This window comes from Shewanella sp. 433 (assembly GCF_059338565.1).
The window spans coordinates 3,231,565-3,258,174 of record NZ_CM181703.1 but is presented as its reverse complement, the minus strand read 5'-3'; the positions used below and the strand labels follow the sequence as shown (position 1 = coordinate 3,258,174).

Here is a 26,610-nt window from a genome sequence, read left to right as displayed (position 1 = left end):
CGAGTACAGCGGCGATGTTTCAATATAGAAGCCGCTTATCATTGGCTTGCAACCAAAGTCATGTTGAAGATGGTGCAATTCATCCCTTTGTTAATCTTGCATCTAGTTAAACAATATTTGGCTAACTTATCGTTATGCAGCCCCTGTTATCAGAGGGTAAAAATGACTATAATGCGCCCAAAATAATAGCTCTACCCTACAAAAAGGATAAAACATGACTAAGCCATTTGTTGCTGTATTAATGGGGTCTGATTCAGATTTGCCCACCATGCAAGCCACCTTAGATGTCCTCAAGACTTTCGGTATTCGCTTTGAAGCTAAAGTAACCTCGGCGCATCGCACGCCTGCTGCGACTCACGCTTATGTGACCGACGCCGAAGCGCGTGGTTGTAAAGTCTTTATCTGCGCCGCTGGCCTAGCTGCCCACCTTGCTGGCGCTGTAGCTGGGATCACCACTCGCCCAGTGATTGGCGTACCCGTTGACTGCGGCCCGCTTCAAGGCCATGACGCCCTATTATCAACCGTGATGATGCCCGGTGGCGTGCCTGTTGCAACGGTTGCGATTGGCAGTGCTGGCGCGAAAAACGCCGGCTATTTAGCGGCGCAAATGTTGGCCGTGGGTGATGATGAGTTGGCGTTGGCGGTAAAACAAGAGCGTGCTAAGTCGGCAGAAGCCGTGCAAGCCAAAGATGCCAAACTACAAGAAAAATTAGCGAATCTATAATCACGCTTGCCGCTATCAAGGTGCCGTTTGCCTATTACCTTGATGGCGAATAAGAGTGACTAACTTATCGATTAATTAATGCCGTCAAGGTTAACCTTGGCGGCATTTTTTATGCTGCTCACACAGTTTAATGATCCATTAACCCTTTTTGGTGTCCAGTAACGTGAGTATCAATAGGCGCTTGTATCTGATTCTCTTAATCTAGACAAAAAGGTGCACTCAGTGCAGACTTTAAAACAATATTTAACCAGATAAACGATTAGGGAGCAGATATTGGACAAGGTGTCTGAAGCTGCCAAGGCCGCAGAAACGGATCACAGATTGATGCAAGAGTTTGCTAATGGGGATCCGCGTGCGTTTGAACTCCTCTATCAAAAATATAAAGGCGGATTATATCGTTATTTTATAAGGCAAATTGGTGACAGGCAGCTGACTGAAGATCTGTATCAAGAAACATGGGCGCGGGTGATTAAAGCGGCTGCGGGTTATGAGCGCCGCGCCAAATTTACCACTTGGTTGTACCGTATCGCCCATAATTTGTTGATTGATCATGTGCGGGCGCTAAAGCCCGTTGAGCTTTTTAGTGATGCGGCTGTAGAAGGGGAACCGATAGACAATGTGCTGCCTTGTATGCAGTACGCTCCCGAGCAACTGACAGTGCAAGGGCAAAAGGCCACGCTCTTAAAAGAGTGTATTGCGCTATTGCCTCATGTTCAAAAAGAGGCGTTTTTGCTCAGCATGGAGATGGGGTTCACCGCCGCGGTGATTGCCGAGGTTGCGGGCGCAGGGCTAGAGGCGATAAAAAGTCGGCTGCGCTATGCGACTCAGTCATTAAAACAGTGCGTCGAAGGTAAATGGCAGGAACAACACCATGACACAAAATAGCCAAGATGACAGCGTCGATCAGGCATTGCAACAGCTGTATCGCTCACAGGCCACCGAGCAACCTAGCGAGGCGTTAGACAGCCACATTTTAGCCATGGCGCAAGCATCCCAAATCCATGCGCCTAAGCAGGTGAGTTTCTGGCGCCAATATCGCTGGTCCCTCTCCTCGGCGGCGTCTGTGTTATTAGTCGCGAGTATATTGCTGCTCAATCCGACCAGCCAAGATCCATTGATAATGGAGCCATTTACTATTGCGCCACAAGCGCTAGACAGCCAAGCAGTGCACGCACCTCGGATGATGAGCGCGCCAATGGCTGCACCTGAAAATGATGAGCCTGATATTACAGGCTCTACTGCTGGTGATTCAAATGTTGGCGAGTCTATAGCGAGTGACGCTAGCGCCAAAATAGCAGAGGCCAGTCAAATGACAGGCGTTAGTGAGGAGAGCAGTAAAGCAGGTGATGCTTCCTCCTTAGCGATTATCGATAGCAAGGCTGATGCTAGCAACGCAGAGGGTGGCGAGCCTATGGCTCTAGAGGAGAGTGCCGAAACCGTCCGCGAAGCGAAGCCACAGCCAGCACCTAAAGGGCAAGCCAAAGCCGTAATATCCGATAAACAAGCGCTTAATCACTTACAACAGCTTGTGAGTACTGAGCAATGGTCTGAAGCGGTGATATTGTTGCAGCGCATTAACCAGCAACGCCCACAATTAGCCGATAAGACGCATCCCTTACATCAAAGGTGGCGTGACTTAACCCAACAAATCAACGCTCACAGCCAACCTTAGGCTGAAAGCTGGTGGGTATCGACTGGCATAATGTCCACAGCCCGCAGGGGCTGTGATTAACTGAATTGGACACATTTGCTAATAATTCTTCGATGATAAATTACTGCCTGGCTCGATAAAGTTTGTTACCTTGTTAGCCTCATAAAAACGAGATAAAACAAATAAATGAGCCGAATATGAAATTGAGTCATCTCTTTGCCTCTTGCGTGCTTGCATTAGGCACCTTACACACGACCCCACTTATCGCCGCCTTCGATACAGCATCGACCTCGGTTAATCAGGGCTACTATCGCGCCCCAGCCTTAAATGATAATACCTTGGTATTTACCGCCGAAGGCGATTTGTGGACTCAGCACTTAAACGATCCTCAAGCTCGCCGTCTCACCAGCTTGCCAGCGCAGGAGCTGGGCGCGGCTATCTCTAAAGATGGTCAATGGGTTGCTTATGTTGCCAACTATGATGGCGCCAGTGAGGTGTACATTATTCCTATTCAGGGCGGCGTGGCCAAGCGGGTGAGTTTTGAGAATAGCCGAGTGCGAGTGCAAGGCTGGACCGCCGATGGTCAAGTGCTTTACGCCACCGACAATGCGTTTGGTCCGGCTAACTACTGGGTCCTTAAAAGTGTCGATCCTGTCAGCTTAACCACTACAGAGCTGCCGTTAGCCGATGCGATTGAGGGAGTTATTGATGATGCGGGAACGACCTTGTATTTCACCCGTTTTGGTCTGCAAGCCACAGGCGATAATGCCAAGGTGTATCGTGGCGGCGCCAAAGGTGAGCTGTGGCGTTATACCTTAGGCAGTCAGGTTGAAGCAGTAAAGCTAACGGAGACTCATAAAGGCTCGGTGCGTCAACCTATGTTGTGGCAAGCACGGCTGTATTTTGTCAGTGACGCCAGTGGTAACGATAATATCTGGTCGATGGCCCTAAATGGCGATGACGTACGTCAGCACACACAGTTTAGCGACTGGCAAGTGCGCGGTGCCCGTATGGATAATGGCCGTATTGTGTTCCAACAAGGGGCGGACATTCAGTTGTATGATATTGCCGCTAACCAGGTGCAAACCCTCGATATACGGCTGACATCTGATTTTCCACAGCGACGTGAACATTGGGTTACGCAGCCGATGAAGTTTGCCACCGATACCCAGTTATCGCCTGCTGGCGACAAAGTGGTGGTCACGGCGCGAAGCCATGTGGCGATAGCGGGCACAGATGGTTCGCGCTTAGTTGAGCTAGCGTTACCGGGTGATCATCGCGTGCGTCACGGGATCATGAGCCCTGATGGCCAATGGGTTTACGGTATTAGCGATGCCTCTGGAGAACAGGAAATTTGGTGCTTTGCCGCCAATGGCAGTCGTCAAGCGAAGCAATTGACCACTAACGGCCACACTTTGCGTATGGGGCTGCATTTATCACCTGATGGTCGCTATATCGCCCATGATGACTACGATGGCAATTTGTGGCTACTCGACATAGAAAAGGGCAGCAATCAAAAAATTATCACTCAAGGTCAGGGGTTGGGGCCGTATCGTGATGTGGTGTGGTCAAATGACAGTCGTTTTATGGCCATCACCAAAGAGGAACAAGGTCAATTACGGCCGCAAATCGTGCTGTATTCATTGAAAAAAAAGAAAGCACAGGCTCTGACTAGCGATAAATATGAATCCTTCTCCCCCGCCTTTAGTGACGACGGACAGTGGTTATATTTCATCTCTAATCGTGCATTTAAAGCGACTCCTACCTCGCCGTGGGGCGATCGTAACATGGGCCCTATGTTCGATAATCGCAGCCAGTTGTTTGCCGTGGCGCTAAGCGCAGATGCACAGTTCCCCTTTAGTAAACCTACTGAGCTGACACCTCAGCCTGATGATGAGCAAGACGATGACATAAAAACGCGTGTCGATTGGCAAGGGCTGGCGCAACGTTTATGGCAAGTTCCGGTTGAGTCTGGCAATTATAGTCAGCTGCAGGTGACCGAAAAGGGCTTATATGTGCTGTCTCACTCGGCGACGCCCGACTCAGCCCCTTCGCTTAAGTGGATTAAATTTGACCCCATTAAGCCTAAAGTCGACACCTTTGGCGATGATGTCGCCAGCTATAGCTTATCAGCCGATGACAGTAAGCTGTTTATCCGTCGGCACAGTAACGCTGGGCAAGAGATGCTGATCCTCGATACCGCCGAGAAGCTACCAACAGATATTAGCCGCGCTAAAGTGCGTACCGATCAATGGCAACTGGCGATTTCACCGCCGCTAGAATGGCAGCAGATGTTTGAAGATGCATGGTTAATGCACCGCGATTCCTTTTTTGACAAAAACATGCGCGGTCTCGATTGGCAAGCAACGAAAGCCAAATATCAACCCTTGTTGTCAAGACTCACCGACCGCCATGAACTTAACGATCTCTTTAAGCAGATGATGGGCGAACTAGACTCGTTACATTCGCAAGTTTATGGTGGCGATCTGCCCGTTGACGCTAAGCAGCCCAAGGCGGCCAATTTGGGCGCACGTTTGGAGCAAACTGAGCATGGAGTTCGTATTAGTCATATTTATCAAAATGATGCCGAGTTACCTAGCCATGCTTCGCCTTTAGGCCGTATAGAGGTTGACGCCGCAGTTGGTGATATCATCAGCGCCATTAATGGTAAACCCGTCAACACGGTGGCCGATGTCGCCAAGGCTTTACGCAATCAGGTCAATAAGCAGGTTTTACTCACGCTAAAGCGTAATAAAAACAGCATTAAAACCGTGGTTGAACCCATTGATAATCGTACTAATGCCAAATTACGCTATTTAGATTGGGTGAATCATAATAGCCAAAAGGTGAGTGATAACAGTCAAGGTGATATCGGCTACCTGCACCTTTATGCCATGGGCGCTGGGGATATCGCCAGTTTTGCGCGCGAATTTTATGCCAACATCGACAAACAGGGATTAATTATCGATGTGCGTCGTAATCGTGGCGGTAACATCGACAGTTGGATCATCGAGAAACTGCTGCGCCGCGCTTGGATGTTCTGGCAGCCCACTCAAGGCACTCCCAATAGCAATATGCAACAAGCCTTCCGTGGTCACATTGTGGTATTGACTGATCAACTGACCTATTCAGACGGTGAAACCTTCTCTGCGGGGATCAAGGCGTTGGGCATTGCGCCATTGATCGGCAAGCAAACCGCTGGTGCTGGGGTGTGGTTATCGGGTCGTAATTCGTTGACAGATAAGGGCATGGCACGTGTTGCTGAGTATCCGCAATATGCAATGGATGGTCGCTGGATTGTCGAAGGCCGAGGGATTAGTCCAGATATTGAGGTCGATAACTTACCGCTCGCGACATTTAATGGCCATGATGCTCAGCTTGAAAAAGCCATTAGCTACTTGCAACAAGAGTTAATTGACCAGCCAATAAATCCATTACAGGCAGCGCCCATGCCCGCCTCTGGGATGGCACAAGATATTAAATAACGTGTTACCTTTTTCTCTGTAATATCTCTTTTTAGGAGGCTATCGACTAAGCGGTTCCCAGGTCGATAGCCTCCGTTTTTATTTCTGCTTACCCTTGAACCCACATGTCCTCTATCAGGTGTCAACGGTGAGCGACTTTTCGCGAGTGTGTTGGCTGTTCAAAGTGAATGAGGTCGAGTGTCAGGCCAATGTGCAGCGCCCTGATCTTGGATGTTAATATCTTGAGCAATACATTCTCTTACCAAAACACCATGACACTTTCGCGTAGCGATCACACCTTTATACCAGCAGATATTCGTTAAAACTGCACCTATTATCTATAGTTAGTAGTTGTTGCACATAACAAACATATACTGATTAAACCAGAGACTTTTGATGCAATACTATTGCAGGAGTACAGAGATGAAAAAACTTGCTGTCATACCGCACGGATTTGGAATAGTTGTAGTCGCAGTGCTCTTAAATGGATTCCCATCTACAAGCTTGGCTCATGAGAAAGGGTTGTCATTTCGTGTGGGCAGTTTTTATTCCACTTCAGATTCGGGAATGGATGTGACTAACCCTGACTCGGGGGATAAATACACTTTAGATTTCGAGTCTGATCTGCAGTTGGTTGAAAAAGAGTGGCTACCGTATATTGCGCTGGAATATTGGTTTAATGACCGTCATGGCGTCTATGTTGATTATAGGCGACTGCATCGCAATGCTAACGACAAAGTGGTTACTGTTCCCTATGAATATGAAGATGTTGATACTGGGCAGATCTACCAAATTAAAGCTGGCGCTGATATAACGACGACATTTAATGTCGATATTGCTAGGCTAGGTTACGCCTATGATTTTTATAGCAGTAACGATTGGGAGTTAACGGTGACATTGGGTCTGCATGTCATGTGGATGGAGTTATCATTTAGTGGCGAGGTAGGCGCCTGTATCGACGATAACTGCGAGGTTGTAGAGCTCGACCCCAATAATGTAGCCGCGACTGACGTGACGGCACCTTTACCTGATATTGGAATACTGGCGAGCTATAAGCTCAGTGACAACTGGCGTTTATCGGCTTTAGCTCAATACTTTTATGTCAAGATTGAGGATACTCAGGGTGAGTTGGTCGATCTTAGTGCCGGGGTGGGTTACAAGTTTAACGACCACTTTTACGCCGACCTAATGTATAAGTATTACAAAATAGACGTGCAAGTTGATGGCACAGCATCCGACCTTGATCTTTATTATGGTTTTCAAGGACCTCAGCTGGCAATAACGTATCGTTTCTAATAGTAGGTTGTAAACATATAGTAGATTATGAACATCACTCATGTTCGACATTCGGTTAAGTATGGCTGTTATCGGTCATGATTGCCGGAGATGAGTTATGGATATCGATTTGCACCTCAGCAGATAACGAATTAGCGATAAAACAGTTATTGTGCGCAATGTGATGCATCTTAGCCAAACGCGCTTCACTTACGGTGTTTCCTAGCTTAAATGAGACCTGTGGCGTCATCGTAATATGAGTGATAGCGATACGGCTATCAATGCTATTACCCAGCATTGTCTTGGTGTTTGACGCTAGTTTAACAACTTGTGAGTAATTAATAACCAAGCTAGTGATTGAAAACGCCGGGTGGTTAATGCTGTGACAAACGCTTTTATGCTGTTATCTCAAGAGGGACATGATTAAATTTTGTTTAGTTTTATCCGTTTATGAGTGATATAGCGGCTTTATCATCAATATCTAAACAAACAGGCTTGCTTTTAAGTGGTAACGGCGTTACATATGAAGTAGGGCAATGAATGGATATCTACTGGTTTTTGACCCATGATTAATTGAGGTCAGATTGAAAAAATCGCATCAGCGACTTGTTTTTCAGCTAGCCGCCCCAAGTTCATTATTGAAGTCATTTTTAAAAGGAAAACCTATGAAAATAAATCTTTCAGGTCACCACGTTGATATTACCGATTCGATCAAAGAACATGTGAATCAAAAGTTTTCCAAAATCGCGACACATTTTCCGACGCTAATCTCACTCGATGTCATTATTTCCAAAGAACATGGCGAGTATCAAGCCGAACTTAGAACAAATTACGAAGGTAGCCGAATCTCAGCTTCAGGTTGTGGTGAAGTGATGTATCCGGCTATAGCGACTGCAGCCAAGAAACTTGATGCAGCGCTCAAGCATAGAAAAGGGCAACTCAAGGCCGATCTGCACGAAAAACCCGTCAGCACTACGCCAGAAATCGCTCATGAAATCATTCAAGAGATGAAACTGGTATAAGCTTTATTGATAACAAAAAACCACCTTCACGGGTGGTTTTTTGTTTGTGGACGTAGATGATAATACGCCGAGTACTAATGCGCTGCTCGGAGGCACGTTTTAGTAAAAGTGACAACCCTATCAAGCAACCTATTGCAGTTATCAAGCAGTGAGCATCTAACAAGCTCTTTTTGTCGTCCATGAGTCACTGAATGGCTCAAGCTTCCCTAGTTCCGATTACATTATTTGTTTTTCACTACATTTGCTCTATCGCACAGGTTTTTTATCCAGTTACTGAACTGAATCAGTGTTTAACACGTAAAACAGAGCATGAACCTATTTAGCCCTAAAAAACTGCTTCACAGTAAATGGACCAAGACAGTGCCGATGAATAAAGAAAAGCACTTTACCATTGTGGAAGTCGAGTTTGATGAACAACGCAATATCACCTTGTGTATTATCGAGGCGGTGATAAGTCACAAGCAATACCCCATCAATTGGCGTGAACTAAAAGACAAAACCGTGTGGCGACTCGGTTGGTGCTGATGAGCATTAAACGGTTTTTTCGATAAACTCAATCTCAATACAATAGATCTAATTGTGTACAATTTGTTTGTGCGCTTCTTGTTTTGTTGTTATAAATAGCTCTCTTAATTGCGCACAACTTAGTTGTGACTGAGGTGAACGAGGCAATTATTTACCGTTGAGCCAATACCTTACCCATTGATGATGCCCTAATGCGACGATTCTATTGAAGGAGAAAATGATGCAAACCTTATATCAAACCAGCGCCACAGCGAGTGCCGGACGCAACGGCCATGTTGCCACAGATGATGGCAAACTAGCACTCATGCTGAGTTATCCAAAAGAGATGGGCGGCAGTGGCGAAGCCACAAACCCAGAGCAACTGTTTGCCGCAGGTTATAGTGCCTGTTTCTCCAATGCGATTTTACACGTTGCCCGCGAAGCTAAAATCGATTTAACGCAAGCGCCAGTGACGGCTAATGTTGGGATTGGTGCGCGTGCCGAAGGCGGATTTGCCTTAAGCGTGGCGTTGAGCGTGATGCTGGATTTACCACAAGAACAAGCGGTTAAATTAGTCGCCACGGCTCACCAAGTATGCCCATACTCGAATGCGGTACGTAACAATATCGATGTGAGTTTGCAAGTTAATGGTCAGCAGTTGTAATGCCTTGGCAATTTCTATTATTGATGGAGAATCATGTTGAATAATATGGCCCCTATATTTGTCACTATCGGTAGGGTGCTACTTGCACTCTATTTCTTGTTACCTGGGGTGATGAAATTCATCAACTGGGATATGCATGTGGCGCTGATGCAAAAGCACAACATGGTGATGATACCAGTGCTACTAGCCGCCGCGGGTGTATTTCAAATTACAGCGGCAATAGCGTTAATCTTAAATCGTTACACCGGATTGGTTTCACTGCTATTGGCTGGTTTGGTTGTCGTGATTAACTTTAGCTTGCATGACTTTTGGAATTTCAGCGGGGTAGAGGGCGCACATGAGATGCAAAACTTCGTTAAAAACCTGGGCATCTTGGCTGGCTTGTTGGTGTTAGCGGGTGTTTCACATCAAACTGCCGACTCACAAAGAGTAAACACTTAAGCTTGCTAATAGGGTGCGCGACAATATCGCCCAAGCGTAGCGTATCTGCCATAGCACTGGGGTTGACATGATGAAGCCAGAATAAGGTTAATCGTGTCGCCCCTTGTTTTATATATTGCTTATTTTGTTGGCTTTACTGTAAAAGTAACACCTTAATTAGGCTTATTGGCTAAGCTGCCATTGTCGGTCACTTTTCATCTCATTGCCCTTTCATCATCTGTACAGCATTATTGAATGTAAAACCTAGATAGTATTTAGCTTAAAGTGAAGTAGTTTTTATTAATATTCAAAGATTTATTTACTTTTCTATTGATTGTTTTGTGTGTCACCTCTCATTTGTAGATTTCCTTTTTATCAATAAATACTTTTAAAACAAAAGGTTAATTGTGCTGCGGCAATGTGTCGCATTCTCTGGCGAAAAGCTGCTGTTTATACTCACGTCATCGATAACCTACTGAGATATCAACGTGACGAATTCGGTTTTATTTGGGGCGCCATTCGCTCTTTTCCTTTGTTCTACTTCTGTTGTCATGGCGGCTAACGTCGATGAAACTATTGTCATTGTAGGCAGTCGTAGCGCTGCGGCGATTTCAGAGATAGGTGGTAGCGTGACACGTATCGATGAACAGACGATGAAGAAGCATATGGCGAACAATCTACAAGATGTGATACAGGCCGAACCCGGCGTTTATATGGCTGGGATAGGTAAATTTGGCCTGGGTAGTTTTAATATCCGAGGCATGCAAGATGATCGCGTTAAAATCATGATAGACGGAGTCGAGCAGCCGCTTTTTTTTAAAGCGGGTAGTGGTTCGCCGCACACCAGTGTGATTAATCAGTATGCCAATAATATTGAACTCGATACCTTAACTGCCATCGAGATCAATAAAAATGCCGCATCCAGTTTATACGGCAGTGACGCTATTGGTGGGGCGGTGATGCTACGCACTAAAAACCCTGATGATCTGCTACAGGGAAATGAGCGGGCGCTCATTATCAGCGGCGGATACAGTGGCGAAAACCACGGCATAAAAACCACATGGGAGTCTGCTTACGATGCAAGCGGCTGGCAAGGGATGGCAATTTATACGCTACGTGATAGCCAAGAAACCCTCACCCATAAGGATGGGATCGATGTCGTGGGTGTAACAAGAGGGCGGGCCGATCCTGCCGATTACTTAAGCCACAATCTATTGTTAAAAGGCATTGCACAGCTAGATGAGCAGCAACTAAGTTTAACCGTTGAAATGTTCAAGCTTGATGGCGAGAGCGAACTACTGTCGATGGAAGGTTATCGAGTCGAAGGTCGCCGCGGTGCGCCAGATACCGTATTCAGTCAAAATAGCCTAGACAGCCAGCAACAACGATTACGGTTAACCGCCAGTCATGAGTGGCAAGCCGATATGGCTTGGTTTGATAGCAGTCAGTTGCAGCTTAGCTGGCAGCAAGCGCACACGGATAACGATAACTACCGCACTAAAAATACCGATTGCTTGCAAGGGTGCGTACTGGTGCGTAACCGAAAAGACAATAATCTGCAATTGCACAGTCAGTTTGATAAGTTCTTGAGCTATTCGACAATGACTCAGCAATTGAGCTATGGATTATCGGTTGTGCGCAGTGAGTTTAATACCTTCTATGAAGATATTGAGCTGCAAAGTGGGTTACACAGTGACAGCACCACGCTAATGCCCAATGCGACATCTTTACGTACAGGCCTCTTTTTTAAACAGCGCCTGAATATCGACAGCCTGCCTTTGCACTGGGATTTCGGCGTACGGTTTGATGATCACCAAGCTGAGCCCGATGGCGATTTAGCGTCCCATCATAGTAATGCCGTGACCTTCAATACTGGTGTGGTATATCGGGTTAATTATGCTTTGTCGACCTATGCCACAGTAAATAGTGGTTATCGAGCCCCATCTTTATACGATCTCTATTATCAGCTCGAACTTCCTCACGTTATTTTAGACGCCAATCCCAATTTAGATGCGGAATACAGTGTGAATTATGAACTCGGATTGCGTTACTTCTCGTCAAGGCTCAGTGCCGAGTTAGCCTTATTTAACAATGATTTTCGTGACTTTATCGATACAGTTGTCGATGACAGTGCGTACCCTTCCCATCAGCAATATCAAAATGTTGGCCGCGCTAAAATACAAGGCATTGAACTGAAAGCCGAGTTAGCCTTAGAGCCACTTTTACCGGGCAGCTATCTGAGCATGGGGCTGGCCTGGGCCGATGGCGAAAACCTCAGTACCCAACGGCCGCTTGACAGTGTGGCTCCCTTTAATGCCAGCATGACCTTAGGGTTCGACAGTGATTCGAGCGAGTGGGGCGCATTGCTCTTTGCTAAATATGCCGACCATAAAGCTGCTGACGATTGGAGTTCGCCAGACAATTTAACAGCACCAGCGTATTTGACCCTCGATTTACAGGGATATTGGCAAGTCTCAACACAATGTCGGCTGCAGTTGGGGCTCAATAATCTGACGGATGAACAATATTGGTTATTTGGAAACGTTGCAGGGCTTAAAGCCGATGCGCAACTCAATATTGATCGTTACAGCCAACCGGGTCGCCACATTAACGCCACCGTTAACTATCGTTTTTAAGGCGTTAAGATGAACAGATGTGCAAACCGTTTCGGCTTAACCCTAGTGCAGTGGTTGGTTGTGGTGTTGTTTTTAGTCACGTTAATGTCGGGTTGGTTGCTGCCCGAACGCAGTGAACTGTGGATTAAAAGTCTATTTTGGGGATTTTTCTGGCCACTCCTAACGGTGTCGAGCCTGCTGTTGTTCGGCTCAATGTTTTGCAGTATTTGTCCGCTAGGTACGCTCGGGCGCACTCTGAGTAAGCGCTATGGCCAGCGGCGACTACCGCGTTGGTTGCAACATGGTGCCATTAGCTTAACCGTGTTGGTCGGTGGTTACTGGCTGGTGGATGCGGCAACTGTGGGGTTTACTCGCTTGCCGCTTATCGCCACCTTACTCGCGTTTAGTAGCCTGCTCCTTATGTGTATTGGTCTGTCTCTCTATTATCGTCATGCGCCCTTTTGCCGCAGCGTCTGCCCTTTTACCATAATAAATCAGTGTTTTAGCCATTTAAGTCGCTTAGGCTTAACGGCGAATGCACAGGCATGCCAAGGATGTAGTACGGTGCAATGTAGCCGAGCATGCCCTAAACAGTTAACGGTGCATAAGGCCTATATTGAGCCCATTAGCGACTGCCACCTATGTTTGCAGTGTTATGGTCAGTGCCAGCAGCTCACATTGGCATGGTTACCTAGGCACAAAGCAAAGCCACAACCGAGTTTACAACCACAGAATAAGCGCGGCAGAGGGGGATTTTATGTGCTGGCTTACCTCATATTAGCGGCGTTAGTTGTGGTGCAAAGTCAGCTGAAACATCGCTGGGATAACAGTGTCTTGCATGCTGATTTGCCCTGGAATCGCTTTGCTGAGTGGTTTAACCAGTTATTGACGTTACCCACTTGGTTTCAAAGCGCCTCTTTAGTCATTATGTTGTTCGCTATCGCGCTCACCCTGTGCTGGATGGCGGCAATGGCCGCCTTTGCCAGTAGGGTTAATCGTCAGGCTCCGATTCAATTTATGCCGGCTATGGTGGCGGTGAATACCCCGATGATTTTATGTTTACTGCTTTCCCATGGATTGCTGTCATTTATGGTGCGTGGAGCGCCGCAATTATGGCGTGGTTTTGGTCAGTTGACGGGCTTGATGTTACCCGAGTGGAGTTGGAATATTGCTCGAGGTGCACCAGCATTAAGTTTGCTTGGGTTCATTTTGTGGGCAGGCATCGCTTGGACAAGCCTATTGGCTTGGCGCTGGGCACGGCAATGGTCACTGCCTTTTTGGCAACGCACAGTGCTGTTTCTTTGTGCTAATGGCTTAGTCTGGTTGTTTCTGGGGTTGCGACTAGGTGGCATGCTAGTGGCGGTTCAAGCTGAGAGTTGTCATTAATTTAGCGACGCTGTTAGCGTTAATGTCATTGCATAGACTGCAATATTTATAAATATTCAGTTTTAACGACCGACGCCAGCGACTCTATCATCGTAAACCGCTATCAAGGCGCTAACTTATCTATTAAAGCTCGGCTGCGGATTAATAAAACCAGTCTTGATACTCACTTCTTCAGTAACACTTGCGCCGGTAAATGACTGATACAAAAAAGCCGCTAAACCCGTCTGGTAGGGGTTTAGCGGCCTTTTGAAGGTTATTGCTAACCTTGGTTTTGTTGGTGGAGGCGGCGGGGCTCTGCTTGTGGTTGTAATCTGTTGTTTGCGAATGCAATTTGTTTGGGTGGATTCTTTGGGTGTTCCTATTGGTGTTACAATGAAAGCAAGTCATTTTGAAATATTTAAAAACCTTTTAATATTTTACAAAAAAACTCCTCGGCGGCCTTCTTCGTATAATTCGAGCAAGTGAACACACTTTGATGATAGCCATAAATTTCACCAGCCTGTTTAACTGGCTGCTTCGAATATGATTTCTGGGTGTAATCTATATCGACAAAAGCTGCTATAAGAACTTTTAACCCTTTCTAATTATGCAGGTAGTACTTCTTCTAAGCTTGATAAAGTTCGAAAATTGAAAAAACGTCTATTGCGCTCCCCTCAAATTCGCCATGTGGCTAGCTACAGCTTTACAGACATTTAGTGATAATCGTTATTAACATGGTGTTAGGGAGAGTATTTTTCCTCTCTCGACCTGGCGTACTCTGCATATCTGTATCATTTAAAGGAACTATTTGATGAATTACCTTGGAATTTCCCAACACACTGGTGATGTTTATGAGGGGAGTCGTAGTCATGGTGTAAGAGTTGATCTCCCATTTCTTTTGCCATACCAGTTTGTCGGTAAGGGCTTTAGTGAAAGTGATGTTAGAGATGACTTGTACCGAACTGGGAGTCGTATCTTTAGGGAGGATTTCTTTGACCCTATCACCCGAATAAAGCGTGGCAGATTTTATCATATTGAAGGGGAGGTTGACTGGTATCTACAAGATAATAAGAGAAGTGACTTAGAGAGAGTCGAGTGCCGAAGTGGGTACGCCCAAAGAGATCGATTGATAACTTATCAAAGAAGTCCACTTGTTGAGTTAAGAAAATCAGCTACCTACCCAGATGTCATTTTGGGGCGAGAACCATTTATTTCGATATGGAAAATCATAAGTATTGAAACGTCGATAACTGGAACTCCGATTGTTACATTAAAGTCACATCGTTCATTTGGCGAAACTCCAGAACTTATCGCTGACCAAGTTTCTCATAGTGTATTGGTAATCCCCCCGAAAAACCACGGTGTTCATAAGTAGAATTTTCTCGTAATCTGTAACTAGGAGATTCTCAATGAAAAAATCAAGATTTAGCGACAGCCAAATACTATCAATTCTTAAGCAAGCTGATGCAGGCTCACCTGTTCCTGAGCTTTGCCGTGAGCACGGTATGAGCAGCGCCTCTTTTTACAAATGGCGCTCCAAATATGGCGGTATGGACGCCTCGTTAATGGGACGACTTAAAGAGCTAGAAGATGAAAACCGTCGCCTTAAAAAGATGTATGCAGAAGAGCGACTCAAAGCCGAGCTGATCCAGGAAGCAATGGCAAAAAAGTGGTAAAGCCGTCTCTGCGGTGCGAGATGGCAAGGAACGCCGTAAGCTCTAGGGAAGTGAGTATCCGTTTGGCCTGTAGCACCTTCCACGTCAGCGAAAGTTGCTATCGCTACCAGCCTAAAAACTCAGACGAAAACGCTGTCATAGCTGACTGGCTAATTCGATTGACGAACAGCCAACGTAACTGGGGTTTTGGCCTGTGCTTTCTTCATCTACGTAACGTCAAAGGCTTTGGTTGGAACCATAAACGTGTTTATCGAATTTATCGTGAGCTTGAGTTAAACCTTCGTATTAAACCTAAGAAGCGATTGGTTCGTGAAAAACCACAGCCACTAGCCGTACCTGAAAAAGCCAACGAATGTTGGTCAATGGACTTTATGCATGATCAACTTGCAGACGGCCGTTCAGTCAGATTATTTAATGTGATCGATGACTTTAATCGCGAAGGGTTAGCTATCGAAGTGGATTTTTCTTTGCCAGCAATCCGTGTGCAAAGAACACTTGAGCAGATCATTGAGTGGCGTGGAAAACCGAAGTCTATACGGTGTGATAATGGGCCTGAGTATATCAGCAGTTTACTTGTAGCTTGGGCTGAGAAGCATCAAATAGCGCTTTGCTATATCCAACCAGGCAACCCTCAGCAAAACGCCTATATCGAGCGCTACAATAGAACTGTACGTTATGATTGGCTATGTCATTACCTGTTTGACTCTGTGACCGAGCTACAAAACTTTGCAACTGAATGGCTTTGGGTTTATAACAATGAACGACCAAACATGGCATTGGGAGGAATAACCCCCATGCAGCGTTTAGCCCAAATTAACAAGTCTACTTCTGAACTCCATTAAAAATGGGGGGATTACCTATTGACCGCCTTGAAAACAGCCATTGAAAAACTAGAAAATAGTATCAATCGTCTGGGTCCGACCGATGTCGTTGATCGTTGCAGAGATGTCTTGTCAGTAGTGTTTGGTGAACTGTGTAGTAACCGCGAGAAAGACTTAGGCAAAGCAATATCTGCATATGTAAACTTACAGGATAAACAGCGCGATAATTTGATCTCTTGGGGGGCTAACATTGTGAATCGCCTACACCCTAGGGGGAAACCTAATGAGCAATTTAGGCACGGCTTTAGAGAACCATCAGAAGAGGATGCTCAGTTAGCTGTTAGGTGTGTTTGGATCGTTTTAGTTGAGTTAGGGTGGGGCAGAAGTAGCTAACTCGATAACCACAGTCGAAGTTCAGTCACCTGATAAGATGTAATACAGAATTGAACTCGCGATACATAATAAACCGATAATGGCCAAAATCAGTCCGAGATCTATGTGCTCCATGCTATCCCTTAACGATCCTTGTTAATGATGCTGAAAGTATAGCAGTGACAGTGACTTAATGGTAACGGCAATTATCATGGTGTTGTCACATTTCCTTTCTGCCCCCATTGTTTGTTAGGCAGATAGTCCAATAACACCCGCCTTCACCCTTAGCAAAACTAATCGTTTCACTAAGCGCTTCTGCGATACATACATGAGGAAAACTGAACGTCTAGGGCATGCGCACTTTTTCACTGTAATTATATACAGCTCAAATATTTCTCAAGCTGCTTTTGTCAAAACGGTCTACAAAGTTTGACACTGACTATTGATAAAATTTTAAGAAAACCTCAAAGTAGACAACAAGTTAAATAGAGAGTATGAACAGATTGGCGACCTTGCGCTAGGTCACACTTTCTGTGATAGGAAGCGTGCTCATTGAATGGAATTTCCTACTTAGCGTTAGGCAAATAGAGGTCAGTATGAAGAAAGAAGAATTAATAATCTTAAAAAGAAAGCTTCGTAAGAAAATGGCTAATAAAAATAGTAGAAAAAGAAATCAGCGCAAATTCAAAAGAGTAGTGTGCGTGTCACAAGAAGAGCAAACTCAGCGAAGTCAAAAAGAAATGTCCGATAAACCTGTATCTTCTAGGCGTGATACAAACAGATCAAAGATCACTGTTCTCGAATTAGCATTTCCACCAATTTCAAATCAAGAGGCTGTTTGGCTTAAGGATGAACCAGCTTCGGAATACATGAAACAAAGTGACTTTTACATGATAGGAGCTAAAGCTAAATCTCATTTTGAGGCATATAGCTTTAATGAAACTGATATGATTTTGTCATTTGATTTGTTTATCAATGGCGAAAAACGTTCAGAGTGTTCACTTGTTATAAATGAATTGAGTGCGGTTAATAGCTCGCAACACCAAAAAATAGGTGTTGGTTGTGGAGATTGGGGGATTAATGTGTTCTATGAACAGGACGGTGAGCAATACCTACTAGAATACTTTTCACCAGAGACAATTTTGTGGCATCGTTCACGAGAGGCATCAGGAGTTTATGGCTTAGATAATTTTGAAGAACTATTCGTTTACGATTTGCTGTACGTAGGAATAGCTAAGAAAGGCGACAGTTATGAAAGGCTTATCAAAAGCGGTCACCAAAAGCGAATGGAAATTTTGGCGAATGAACCTCAGCGTTTTCCTGGTGCACGAGTTAGTGACGAAACCTTCCTTTTCTTATTCAGACTAGAGCCATTATTTATAACTCAGTTTGGTGCAAACGAAGGCAGCTTTGATTTGTCTTTTGACTATGACCACAAGCGGATCGTCGCAGACGCGGAAAAAGCTTTCGTTAATTTGCTAAAACCGAATTACAATTCGATTCAGTTCACTCAATATCCCAAAGGTGCTGATGGATTATATGATTCAAAGCTGGATAGCTACACATACTCTTTAGGAGAAGCTATTACTTTCAATACTCCTCACGGCAAGTTTAAAGGTGGGAGAGACCAGAATTTAGGTGGCTTAAGTAATAAATCTGATTTCATCTCTGTCGATAAAAAGTCAGTTAAGCAGTTTGTTGCAGGCAAAGACTTCGAGCGAGGATAATTTGCCTAACAAACAATTTAAGAGTGATTCCCAACGCATGGCATTTTTCATTCCATCGTTGGGTTTTGTGTTTAAGGTGCAATGGTTTCGTTTCGTGGTAGCGTTGCTCACACCTTAATTGGGCGTTACAAACTCACTTTTGTCCAAAAACGTGTTGTGAGTTTTGATGCCTAATCTGTGACTGTAGTAGCTGTATGCTAGTTAAAGCCAACTTAATGGTAACAGTAATTAACCTTAGGTTTAGTAGCCCTTAACACCCTAGGTCTCTAGTATGGATAAGTGCTATTGGCCTGGTTCCTCGGTTCAATTTTTGATTCTGAAAATATTGGTGTCAGATATTTTCGGAGTTTGCCCTGCATACTCCAACCCTTCCTCATAATTCAAGTTTTTAGAGTCGTAAGAGTCATAAAAATGATGTTAACTGTTGACAACATGTTTTAGCTGTCCTATTTTGAATGTCATCAGTAGTTGTCTTGACCATTTTGACTTTAGGGTGCCAGTATGACCGTATATCACATAAGACCGAAACCACATGGAATTTATAGAGAGTCTGACTTTCTCAAGGGAAGGGTATCAATTGGGTGGCCGTGTGGTCAGGATCTAAGAGGCTTGAGTAGGGAGGAATTACAGCAAGCAATGCCAGATCTCAATGCTCATAACCTTTCTCAAGTGGAACAGTTTCTACATATCGAGGTTGGCTCAATAGTGTTGAGCCCATCAGAAAGTAATGTTGAAAGTATGCATCTGTTTCGTACCGTCGAATCCGTACAATATGATATGAATCGAGATAACTCAAAAGAAGGGAATCCCCACGGTGTAGCCGTTGAGCATGTCATGACCGTAAAAAAATCACTCCTTCCACCGGGTGTTTTGAGGTCATTGAAAGGCGCACGCAAAACGGTATGTAATTTTTCCAAGCATGCGGCAGCAATGGAGGAGTTCCTTAAAGTTGCTGAACATATATCCGAAGAGCCCGTTACAACAGAGTTCGAGTTACAAAATAAAGTGCGTAATACGCTAATTCAGGCACTGGATAGTGAAAATGAGATTGTACGGGTTCAAGCTGCTGCGGCTTTGTATAAATCTGCCTGATCCTGTTTTCCTACGACTATTAATTTATACGGAGGAGCTTTAAATGACTCATGATATTAAGTCAGCTCTTGGCCGTTCGGTGAAGGTACTGCACGTTTCTGATCTGCATTTCAACCAAGCTCAATTTGAATGGGTAACGGAGCAGTCGTGCAGTTATGATGTTTTGTGTATTAGTGGTGATCTGCTTGATGACTCTTTGAGTCAGGTACTAAGCAGTGAGGAGCAAATTGAGTGGATTAAACAATGGACACTAACACTCAGTATTCCTACATTTATCTGTTCTGGGAATCATGATCAGATAGAGGTTGAAAATGATGAACTGCCATCAGCACGGTGGCTTAGCAGATTGAAAAAAGATCATCTCTACCTTGATGGCAACATTGTTGAAGTAGGCGGTTTTCGGTTTGGCTGTATACCATACGAAAACCCTAACTTTCATAAATTTAGAGATTGTGACGTATTACTACACCACGTTCCCCCATCTAAGCTCAAAGTTGCTAAAGAAAGAGAAAAGGATTGGGGTTGCCTAGATATCCGATCCGCCATCAAGTTTGGTGAGTTACAGGCAAAGTATGTTTTATGTGGCCATGTGCATCAGCCCCACGCTCGATTTAGTAAATTTAAAAATAGAATTATCTCTAATCCAGGAAGTAACCCAAGCGCTGACAAGCCGAACTTTAACTCAATAACTCTAACGGACAGTGAGAAATAGTTATGACAAAACCCTTTGTTCGAAAATTCAAGTCTGACCAGTTACCTGCAGAAAAGCCACAATGGTGGCAGGACATTCTGAACCGACTAGAGCCAGCAGGAAAACCACTAGGTAAGTTTGGTCTTCGCTTAGCTGTACGTGAAAACTACCTCAATTTTTATCATCGAGGACAAGCTATTGCCTATATTCGATTTAACAGGAAAAAAGAGTTGTACTCAAAGCTACATATTAAATATGTATTTCCAGATGCTAAGTCGCAGAAAAATGTCAAATTGACTGGAAATGATCCAGAAATAATTAACCCTGAGAATGAAAAAGACAGTGTACGTTACCAAGGCAGCAAGACGTTAGAAAAGTGGGTGGATAGTGCAAAGAAGTATGACGGTATTGAAAAAAACTTTGTCGAAGAAGTTACCGCTATAAATGACAATATTATCGATATGGAGATGGGGCTACCTGGTAGGGCTGACCGAATTGATTTGGTATCGCTAGAGCAGCACGATGGTTCAGTTCGTCTTGTCTTTTGGGAGGCTAAACTCACGACTGACTCACGTTGGGGGGCAGATAGTGACATTTCTAAAGTACTTGAACAGTTGGGGCGTTATAGAGTCTTTCTAAATGGTGACAACCGTCAAAAGCAGTTAAAAGTAGCATTTGTTAACGCTTGCCAAGTACTGACCAAGATAACCAAGCTAGCAAATAAATCAGTGGCGTCGATTATTGAAGACGTCGCTAATATGAAAGAAGATGAAAATGGGGACATACCACGGCTAGTTATCGATAGTGAGCCAAGGTTACTGATTTATTATAATAAGAAAAAAGATAAGCAGAATAGTTGGTCGCCTTATGAAAATAAGCTAATTGAAAACAAAGTAACAATGAAGGTAATGACTGAAAGTAGTAGTTACGAATTACAGAGTAAGGAGTAGCTTCAAATGTCACAGACCTCAGTAACTATATTGCGTGGATCTGATACCATTGGTGGTAGCTGCGTAAAAATAAACCATGGCGAAGATAGCATTGTGTTAGATTACGGTGCTCCTCTCATGGATAGCACTGGAGCATCGATTGATTCTGACTTGGTTGCAAGTCCATCGGTAGAAAATGGTATTTTGCTTGATATTCAACAGCAAGATACTAGGCCTCCTTTGGCTTATCTATTATCCCACGCACATCCAGATCATTATGGCCTGCTGAGGTCTTTACCTGAAAGTTCAAACATATACCTGTCAGATAGTAGCTACTCTATGATGACTATTGGTAACTTGTTTTACCCTGAAGCATTGCGATTTAGTCCACTGGAGCAGTGTCGACAGTTTTCTCCAGGAAAACCATTTCAGATTGGTCCATTTACAGTGACGGCTTTCTTAATGGATCATTCAGCTTTTGGGGCATGTAGTCTGCTAATAGAGGTTGATGGTAAGCAGGTTTATTACACTGGGGATTTTCGTGGGCATGGACGAAAGTCACAGGTTAGCGATTATATCTATGCCAATGTGAAGCAGCCTGATCTGATGTTGCTTGAAGGGACAACTCTTGATGGTGGACACTCACAACAATTCCCTACCGAAGTTTCGGTTGAAGAGGCAATGGTTGTGTGCCTAAATGAGAGTGATAGGCCTGCTTTTGTTTCAGCCTCAGGTGGCAATATTGATCGTATTGTAAGTCTCTATAACGCAACTAAACGCACAGGAAAAGAATTGGTCATCGATCTGTACCAACTTTACCTGCTTGAGGCGCTAAAGAAGTATTCCCCAGGCTTACCACCACATAAAAATGATCATCTAAAAGTGATATTTCCTCAATCCCAATTAGCTATCATTAAAGCTGAGTTCGGTGATGACTTCCTGCGATATAGCAAGCGCCATGTGAACCTTAGTAAGCTTAAAGGTACTAATTATGTATTTCGAGTATCTCCCTATGCGATGACACCATACCTTGATTCATTTAAAGAAAATGGGATACAACCTAATCTGATCTACTCTATGTGGCTAGGCTATCAAAGTAAGCAGCCTAAGTTTGCAGAGATAGCCAATAAGTATCAGGAGTCATGGCAATACATTCATACGAGTGGTCATGCTTACCTAGAGCACTTACAGAGCTTTGCACGTAATATATCACCCAAGGTTTTAGTACCAATTCATACTCTTAACAGTGACAAGTTTTCAAGCTATTTTGATAATGTACACATAGTAGAAAATGGAGAATCGATAGTTTGTGAATGATATGCATTGAGCTGCTGTGAGGTAGAGCCTGTGCTCAGTGATTTGGATATGCGATATCAAGAGAGCTAATCAGCAAGCTAAGAGACTGTCATCGTGAGACTTCATGATAATCATTATGTTTGTACTTGACCACAATATAGTGGCAATAGCCTAATCTCTCCAGGTTCACTAGGTTGAGCCAAATTAGAGCCTATCGTGAAGTGGTTGTAAGTTACGGTTACCGTGAAGTTGAGCCCGTTTAAGTCGAAAAATATAAGGTTTACCAATGGCTTGCCAACTTAACGATAATAATCATTATAGTGAAGTTGTCATTGGTTAATGATGTCCCCATTTCTGCTGACTGTGGTTAGCCTCTATTTTTAAAGACCAATTTAATGACACACTAAATTTGGCCACGACATAGATCGCATACATAGAGGTACATAAAAGATGTTGAAGCAGTGGTTTAAGCAAGTAATCTCATCACTTAGGAAAAAGCCAGACAATAGCTACATCGACTATGAATTCAACAGAAGAGATGGCACTACCATCTGTATAGCAAGTCAGGGCAGAATGGACGCTCCAACAGACAGCGAACTGCTATTTTTGTTTGATGACTGCAGGCTTATCCTAGCAAGAGAGCTTCAGCTAAAAGTTTGTCTGGATCGAGGCGATTACTTGGTGCTAGTCAATACAGGTGATTATAGCTACATTGACCACTTGCTATATGGTGAGTACAAGACTGAGACGAACTGTTATCACTTCTATTTTTCTCATCGAGGTGAGACGGTCTTACCTAAGTCGCATGGTCAAGCGCTGTATGATGAACTGCAGTCCAAGCCTAAAGATCTGCCCACTTTTATCAATTAGAGGTCTAGGGCCGAAAATTGATCTCCACAAGCTGCAATAGTATTTAAATCGAATGGTAGAGAAGAATATCTCGAATCGCGCTTCGTGAGCCGTTATGTGTGTTATTCACACTAATAATGCCTTAATTAGCGAACTATAAACTCCCTTATAGCTTTCCTCTTGTTTGTTCTCTTTCAGTGATCTAACTCTTTCTAAACTAATAGCCCATTCACACTCACAGTGCTATTTTTATGCCACCATAATCCGGTTGCGGGGCTATTATCGAAAACTGATTTTCTTAGTCGTTGTTTTTTATTCACGAAATTAGTAGGAATGATTGCATTCCGTTGTTAATGGAATAAAGGGGTTAATTGGCTGTAAATGAGTAAAGTATTAAAAACAAAAAAATATTTAACTAATGAAGACGCTGCTAAACATTTGTCTTCTTCATTAGATGAGCACATTTCGTTAGCCGATCTCTATAGGTTTGTACTAGACAAGCGCTTGGTGATGTCAGCTCGGTTTATCAACCAAACATATGTCAAGAGTGGACAATATAAATGTAACCCAGATGATGAACATAACGATCTTGTTTTTGATAAGGTGAACGATGCTATCGATGCTACCAATGATATCTGGGACCTCGCCATGATTGGTATAGAGTCTCAAAAAATCGAAGAATTGTATCAAAAAGAAGTTGGGTGCCCTGAACCTTACTTTACAGGGCTGGATGGCTTTTTCTTGAGGCGAGGAGAGTTGATCTACGAACTTCAAAGAAGCCTTCTTCTTAATGATAGTGAAGACAGTCTAAATGCTGTATGGGCGAGAATTAAAAGCCTTTTGAGAACTCAAGGGTTAACTATCGATGATATAAAGCCATGTAACAGCCTTGTACTAAACAGCCTTAATGATGTTGAGCTTGAAGAGTTCATGGATCTTAACTCAATGTTAATACATTGTGAGGTTGGTGGGCATAAAGAAAGTGATGTTTACCTTCCTCTTGAGGAGACTCGTTACCAACTTGTCATGACAATGGAGGAACTTGACCGTTTTATTCTGTCATCACAAGACGAGTATGAGGCAACCACACAATGTAATAGGCAGTATTTTTCGACAGATCGCAATACACACTTAGTTATCATCGGTAGAATGTTAGCAAAGGCAAAATTCGACCCTTCAGTTCGCGGTATAGCTTCATCTGTGAGGGGATATCTCGAGCAGGCTGGCGTGATTTTATCTCATGATACTATATACAAAGTAATAACAAAAAGATTACAAGAGGCGCATGAGTCCCCCAAAAAATGTGATAAGCCGTACTCTCCGAAAGAGCGCAGTTCGCACTTAGCTTTTATAGGCGGAATGTTAATAAATGCAAAATTCGATTTTTCATCCCGAGACATTATTTCAGCTGTAAAGGCCTATCTCGAACTGGATGATGTGATTTTATCTGATGATACGACTGTAGGAATATTAGCAGAAGTTGAATTAGAATTAGAGAAAAGGGAAAAGTAGGAAATCCTATTTATGAATTTGGTTTTCCTAAATAGGATTTAGTAATACATCAATTCGATAACCTCTCAATCGTTCCCATAAACGATTCAGAGGTTTTTTTATGTCCAAAAGAGTTATACGACTACCAGGTGTTAAATATAAAACAGGTCTTTCACGTAGCGGCATCTATTTAGCTATGTCTAATGGGAGTTTTCCCGCAAGTATCTCATTAGGTGATCGTGCCGTTGGTTGGCTGGAGTCAGATATTGAGCAATGGCTTGATGAGCGCATTGCAGCATCTAAGGCGGCTAACCATGAGTAGCCGTAATAATCCTAATCGTATCAAAATCCATCGCAGTTATACCGTTATTGAAGTTAGCGAAACTTTGGGTGTTCATCCGAAAACTGTACGGAACTGGATTCGTGCTGGCTTGCCAGTTATTGATGAAACCCGCCCTTTACTCATTCAAGGTGCTGACCTGAAGCTGTATTTAAAACAGAAGCGCAAAACCTACCTGCATCGATGTGAGCTTAATGAGATGTACTGTTTCAAATGCAAGGGCCCTAAAGTGCCAAGCATCAATTCAGTCGAATTCATCGCACAGCCAGCAGGCATGGCGCATATGACAGGCCGTTGTGGTGAGTGTGGTTATCGCGCAAATAAGTATGTTTCTTGGCGTGATGTTAATCAAATTTGGACGGCGCTAGGGGGGAAATTACCGATAGCTGAAAAGCACTTAATTCTGAGAGGTCAAAAGCCCTTAAATTATCCTTTAGGTAAGGTATTTAATGATGAAAAAAAATAGTACGAAAAACGCCCGAATTCTGTACGAGTACGTAAAGTATTTGAAGGAAGCAAAACAGCTGGATGACTCAACGATTGACGGTGTAATGAAATCAATTAATCGGTTTGAAGAGGCGACAAATTACCTCGACTTTAAGAAGTTTAGAGCTAAGCATGCAATCGCTTTTAAGAAGCTCCTTCTTTCTAGAAAATCAGTGGTTACAGGCGATAAATTGAGCAAGGCAACGGTGCTGACTACCATTCGACATTTGAAAGGCTTTTTCCAATTTCTAGTAACGCAAAAAGGCTATCGAGCAAAAATTAACTATAGCGATATTGAATATTTCAATTTGTCAGAAAAAGATACTCGCATTGCCAATGCCAAGCGTAAAAAAACTGTGGCGAAGATTGAGGAGGTCATCGAAACCTTAAAGGCTATGCCTGATTCAACTGCGATTGAAATGCGTGATAGAGCTGTATTTGCCTTTGTTATCCTAACTGGCGCAAGAGACGGAGCTGTTGCTTCTGCCAAGATTAAACATATTGATATTGCCGAACAAAGCTTTTATCAGGATGCAAGAGAGGTAAAAACAAAATTTAGTAAAACCTTTACTACTTACTTTTTGCCTGTGGGTGAGTTGCCATCAAAGATTCTGACGGAATGGATTGAGTATTTGATTAGGGATCTTGGGTATAAGCAAAATGATCCTTTGTTTCCAAAGACTAAGTTGGCACACAACAAAAATCAGCAATTTGAAGCTGTTGGTTTACTTAAAGAACATTGGAGTAATGCAAGTCCAATTCGCAAGATTTTTAAACAAGCTTTTGAAGCTGCTGGTTTGCCTTATTTTAAGCCTCACAGCTTCCGTGATACTTTGACAAGGCTAGGTGAGAATCTTTGTCAGACACCAGAAGAGTTTAAAGCATGGAGCCAAAATTTTGGGCATGAAAGTGTGATGACCACCTTTTATAGTTATGGTGATGTGCCAGACTACAAGCAAGCCGAATTGTTGCGTAAGTTATCAAAGCCTGCAGAAAAGACCTCGCCAGATATGGAAGACCAATTTAAGCAATTCATGGAGTTTCAGAAAATGATGGCTAAATAATTCATTAAATTGACCTTATGGCTGGTATCAAAAAACATTCGTATATTGATACCAGCTTTGTCTATTTAATAT

24 protein-coding genes are annotated in these 26,610 nt (G+C 43.7%); 23 read left to right on the top strand and 1 reads right to left on the bottom strand.

All coding sequences use genetic code 11. From position 1 onward, the window contains the following. Positions 1 to 214 precede the first annotated feature (214 nt). From purE to AC5YB1_RS14415, 5 genes are all read left to right on the top strand, one after another. The gene (gene purE / locus AC5YB1_RS14435) at positions 215 to 724 is read left to right on the top strand and encodes a 5-(carboxyamino)imidazole ribonucleotide mutase (protein WP_475516196.1); all 510 of its coding nucleotides are present in this window, start codon (positions 215 to 217) and stop codon (positions 722 to 724) included. Positions 725 to 1,048: 324 nt separating this feature from the next. Then, positions 1,049 to 1,609 carry a sigma-70 family RNA polymerase sigma factor gene (locus AC5YB1_RS14430; RefSeq protein WP_494521650.1) on the top strand — a complete coding sequence of 187 codons (561 nt, stop codon included), beginning with the start codon at positions 1,049 to 1,051 and terminating at the stop codon, positions 1,607 to 1,609. Next, positions 1,596 to 2,396: a hypothetical protein gene (locus tag AC5YB1_RS14425; RefSeq protein WP_494519748.1), complete on the top strand. Its 801-nt coding sequence runs from the start codon at positions 1,596 to 1,598 to the stop codon at positions 2,394 to 2,396. Before AC5YB1_RS14430 ends, AC5YB1_RS14425 begins: the two co-directional genes overlap by 14 nt. A 176-nt stretch (positions 2,397 to 2,572) precedes the next feature. Continuing rightward, the gene (locus tag AC5YB1_RS14420) at positions 2,573 to 5,860 is read left to right on the top strand and encodes a S41 family peptidase (protein ID WP_494519747.1); all 3,288 of its coding nucleotides are present in this window, start codon (positions 2,573 to 2,575) and stop codon (positions 5,858 to 5,860) included. 402 nt (positions 5,861 to 6,262) lie between these two features. Further along, positions 6,263 to 7,135 carry a hypothetical protein gene (locus tag AC5YB1_RS14415; RefSeq protein WP_494519746.1) on the top strand — a complete coding sequence of 291 codons (873 nt, stop codon included), beginning with the start codon at positions 6,263 to 6,265 and terminating at the stop codon, positions 7,133 to 7,135. 55 nt (positions 7,136 to 7,190) lie between these two features. On the opposite strand, the gene AC5YB1_RS14410 is transcribed toward AC5YB1_RS14415, so the two are convergent. Beyond that, complete coding sequence (locus AC5YB1_RS14410) at positions 7,191 to 7,412, bottom strand: OsmC family protein (RefSeq protein ID WP_494519745.1); 222 nt, start codon at positions 7,410 to 7,412, stop codon at positions 7,191 to 7,193. A gap of 367 nt (positions 7,413 to 7,779) precedes the next feature. Between AC5YB1_RS14410 and hpf the strand changes: the two genes are divergently transcribed. The 18 genes from hpf to AC5YB1_RS14320 all read left to right on the top strand — a co-directional run bounded on the left by hpf (position 7,780) and on the right by AC5YB1_RS14320 (position 26,538). Further along, positions 7,780 to 8,136 (top strand): ribosome hibernation-promoting factor, HPF/YfiA family, encoded by a 357-nt coding sequence (gene hpf / locus AC5YB1_RS14405; RefSeq protein ID WP_494519744.1) that lies wholly within the window; start codon positions 7,780 to 7,782, stop codon positions 8,134 to 8,136. Positions 8,137 to 8,445: 309 nt separating this feature from the next. Continuing rightward, entirely contained in the window at positions 8,446 to 8,661 is a 216-nt protein-coding gene (locus AC5YB1_RS14400) for a TIGR02450 family Trp-rich protein (RefSeq protein ID WP_494519743.1), read from the top strand. Positions 8,662 to 8,881: 220 nt separating this feature from the next. Then, entirely contained in the window at positions 8,882 to 9,304 is a 423-nt protein-coding gene (gene ohr, locus AC5YB1_RS14395) for an organic hydroperoxide reductase Ohr (protein ID WP_494521649.1), read from the top strand. Between the two features lie 33 nt (positions 9,305 to 9,337). Beyond that, positions 9,338 to 9,745, top strand: a complete 408-nt coding sequence (locus tag AC5YB1_RS14390) for a DoxX family protein (protein ID WP_494519742.1) — start codon at positions 9,338 to 9,340, stop codon at positions 9,743 to 9,745. A gap of 467 nt (positions 9,746 to 10,212) precedes the next feature. Next, positions 10,213 to 12,360 (top strand): TonB-dependent hemoglobin/transferrin/lactoferrin family receptor, encoded by a 2,148-nt coding sequence (locus tag AC5YB1_RS14385; RefSeq protein ID WP_494519741.1) that lies wholly within the window; start codon positions 10,213 to 10,215, stop codon positions 12,358 to 12,360. 9 nt (positions 12,361 to 12,369) lie between these two features. Further along, positions 12,370 to 13,725, top strand: coding sequence for a 4Fe-4S binding protein (locus tag AC5YB1_RS14380; protein WP_494519740.1), 1,356 nt, complete (start codon positions 12,370 to 12,372; stop codon positions 13,723 to 13,725). Between the two features lie 790 nt (positions 13,726 to 14,515). Beyond that, a complete protein-coding gene (locus AC5YB1_RS14375) occupies positions 14,516 to 15,079 on the top strand; it encodes a hypothetical protein (RefSeq protein WP_494519739.1) in 564 nt (187 codons plus the stop codon). Between the two features lie 34 nt (positions 15,080 to 15,113). Further along, a protein-coding gene (locus AC5YB1_RS14370) for an IS3 family transposase (protein ID WP_494519602.1) occupies positions 15,114 to 16,222 on the top strand; the annotation gives its coding sequence in 2 pieces (ribosomal slippage) (positions 15,114 to 15,366 and positions 15,366 to 16,222; 1,110 coding nt in all). 947 nt (positions 16,223 to 17,169) lie between these two features. Beyond that, positions 17,170 to 18,300: a hypothetical protein gene (locus AC5YB1_RS14365; RefSeq protein ID WP_494519738.1), complete on the top strand. Its 1,131-nt coding sequence runs from the start codon at positions 17,170 to 17,172 to the stop codon at positions 18,298 to 18,300. A 636-nt stretch (positions 18,301 to 18,936) separates the two neighbouring features. Continuing rightward, positions 18,937 to 19,392 carry a hypothetical protein gene (locus AC5YB1_RS14360; RefSeq protein WP_494519737.1) on the top strand — a complete coding sequence of 152 codons (456 nt, stop codon included), beginning with the start codon at positions 18,937 to 18,939 and terminating at the stop codon, positions 19,390 to 19,392. Positions 19,393 to 19,435: 43 nt separating this feature from the next. Then, a complete protein-coding gene (locus AC5YB1_RS14355; protein WP_494519736.1) occupies positions 19,436 to 20,104 on the top strand; it encodes a metallophosphoesterase family protein in 669 nt (222 codons plus the stop codon). 2 nt (positions 20,105 to 20,106) lie between these two features. Next, positions 20,107 to 21,033 carry a hypothetical protein gene (locus AC5YB1_RS14350; RefSeq protein WP_494519735.1) on the top strand — a complete coding sequence of 309 codons (927 nt, stop codon included), beginning with the start codon at positions 20,107 to 20,109 and terminating at the stop codon, positions 21,031 to 21,033. A gap of 6 nt (positions 21,034 to 21,039) precedes the next feature. Then, a complete protein-coding gene (locus AC5YB1_RS14345; protein ID WP_494519734.1) occupies positions 21,040 to 22,329 on the top strand; it encodes an MBL fold metallo-hydrolase in 1,290 nt (429 codons plus the stop codon). A 429-nt stretch (positions 22,330 to 22,758) separates the two neighbouring features. Continuing rightward, positions 22,759 to 23,178: a hypothetical protein gene (locus AC5YB1_RS14340; RefSeq protein ID WP_494519733.1), complete on the top strand. Its 420-nt coding sequence runs from the start codon at positions 22,759 to 22,761 to the stop codon at positions 23,176 to 23,178. Between the two features lie 360 nt (positions 23,179 to 23,538). After that, positions 23,539 to 24,669 carry a hypothetical protein gene (locus tag AC5YB1_RS14335; protein ID WP_494519732.1) on the top strand — a complete coding sequence of 377 codons (1,131 nt, stop codon included), beginning with the start codon at positions 23,539 to 23,541 and terminating at the stop codon, positions 24,667 to 24,669. Between the two features lie 100 nt (positions 24,670 to 24,769). After that, the gene (locus tag AC5YB1_RS14330; RefSeq protein ID WP_494519731.1) at positions 24,770 to 24,970 is read left to right on the top strand and encodes a helix-turn-helix transcriptional regulator; all 201 of its coding nucleotides are present in this window, start codon (positions 24,770 to 24,772) and stop codon (positions 24,968 to 24,970) included. Further along, entirely contained in the window at positions 24,963 to 25,454 is a 492-nt protein-coding gene (locus AC5YB1_RS14325) for a helix-turn-helix domain-containing protein (RefSeq protein WP_494519730.1), read from the top strand. The genes AC5YB1_RS14330 and AC5YB1_RS14325 overlap by 8 nt, the downstream gene beginning before the upstream one ends. Then, positions 25,438 to 26,538: a tyrosine-type recombinase/integrase gene (locus AC5YB1_RS14320; RefSeq protein WP_494519729.1), complete on the top strand. Its 1,101-nt coding sequence runs from the start codon at positions 25,438 to 25,440 to the stop codon at positions 26,536 to 26,538. Before AC5YB1_RS14325 ends, AC5YB1_RS14320 begins: the two co-directional genes overlap by 17 nt. Positions 26,539 to 26,610: the final 72 nt, after the last annotated feature.

Bases quoted from the DNA above. Each gene is read 5' to 3' on its own strand.
- purE (WP_475516196.1), top strand. From the start codon at position 215: ATGACTAAGCCATTTGTTGCTGTATTAATGGGGTCTGATTCAGATTTG.
- AC5YB1_RS14320 (WP_494519729.1), top strand. From the start codon at position 25,438: ATGATGAAAAAAAATAGTACGAAAAACGCCCGAATTCTGTACGAGTAC.
- AC5YB1_RS14380 (WP_494519740.1), top strand. From the start codon at position 12,370: ATGAACAGATGTGCAAACCGTTTCGGCTTAACCCTAGTGCAGTGGTTG.
- AC5YB1_RS14365 (WP_494519738.1), top strand. From the start codon at position 17,170: ATGAAGAAAGAAGAATTAATAATCTTAAAAAGAAAGCTTCGTAAGAAA.
- AC5YB1_RS14355 (WP_494519736.1), top strand. From the start codon at position 19,436: ATGACTCATGATATTAAGTCAGCTCTTGGCCGTTCGGTGAAGGTACTG.
- AC5YB1_RS14420 (WP_494519747.1), top strand. From the start codon at position 2,573: ATGAAATTGAGTCATCTCTTTGCCTCTTGCGTGCTTGCATTAGGCACC.
- AC5YB1_RS14360 (WP_494519737.1), top strand. From the start codon at position 18,937: ATGCCAGATCTCAATGCTCATAACCTTTCTCAAGTGGAACAGTTTCTA.
- AC5YB1_RS14425 (WP_494519748.1), top strand. From the start codon at position 1,596: ATGACACAAAATAGCCAAGATGACAGCGTCGATCAGGCATTGCAACAG.
- hpf (WP_494519744.1), top strand. From the start codon at position 7,780: ATGAAAATAAATCTTTCAGGTCACCACGTTGATATTACCGATTCGATC.
- AC5YB1_RS14335 (WP_494519732.1), top strand. From the start codon at position 23,539: ATGAGTAAAGTATTAAAAACAAAAAAATATTTAACTAATGAAGACGCT.
- AC5YB1_RS14345 (WP_494519734.1), top strand. From the start codon at position 21,040: ATGTCACAGACCTCAGTAACTATATTGCGTGGATCTGATACCATTGGT.
- AC5YB1_RS14325 (WP_494519730.1), top strand. From the start codon at position 24,963: ATGAGTAGCCGTAATAATCCTAATCGTATCAAAATCCATCGCAGTTAT.
- AC5YB1_RS14430 (WP_494521650.1), top strand. From the start codon at position 1,049: ATGCAAGAGTTTGCTAATGGGGATCCGCGTGCGTTTGAACTCCTCTAT.
- AC5YB1_RS14410 (WP_494519745.1), bottom strand. From the start codon at position 7,412: ATGCTGGGTAATAGCATTGATAGCCGTATCGCTATCACTCATATTACG.
- AC5YB1_RS14330 (WP_494519731.1), top strand. From the start codon at position 24,770: ATGTCCAAAAGAGTTATACGACTACCAGGTGTTAAATATAAAACAGGT.
- ohr (WP_494521649.1), top strand. From the start codon at position 8,882: ATGCAAACCTTATATCAAACCAGCGCCACAGCGAGTGCCGGACGCAAC.
- AC5YB1_RS14340 (WP_494519733.1), top strand. From the start codon at position 22,759: ATGTTGAAGCAGTGGTTTAAGCAAGTAATCTCATCACTTAGGAAAAAG.
- AC5YB1_RS14415 (WP_494519746.1), top strand. From the start codon at position 6,263: ATGAAAAAACTTGCTGTCATACCGCACGGATTTGGAATAGTTGTAGTC.
- AC5YB1_RS14350 (WP_494519735.1), top strand. From the start codon at position 20,107: ATGACAAAACCCTTTGTTCGAAAATTCAAGTCTGACCAGTTACCTGCA.
- AC5YB1_RS14375 (WP_494519739.1), top strand. From the start codon at position 14,516: ATGAATTACCTTGGAATTTCCCAACACACTGGTGATGTTTATGAGGGG.
- AC5YB1_RS14400 (WP_494519743.1), top strand. From the start codon at position 8,446: ATGAACCTATTTAGCCCTAAAAAACTGCTTCACAGTAAATGGACCAAG.
- AC5YB1_RS14390 (WP_494519742.1), top strand. From the start codon at position 9,338: ATGTTGAATAATATGGCCCCTATATTTGTCACTATCGGTAGGGTGCTA.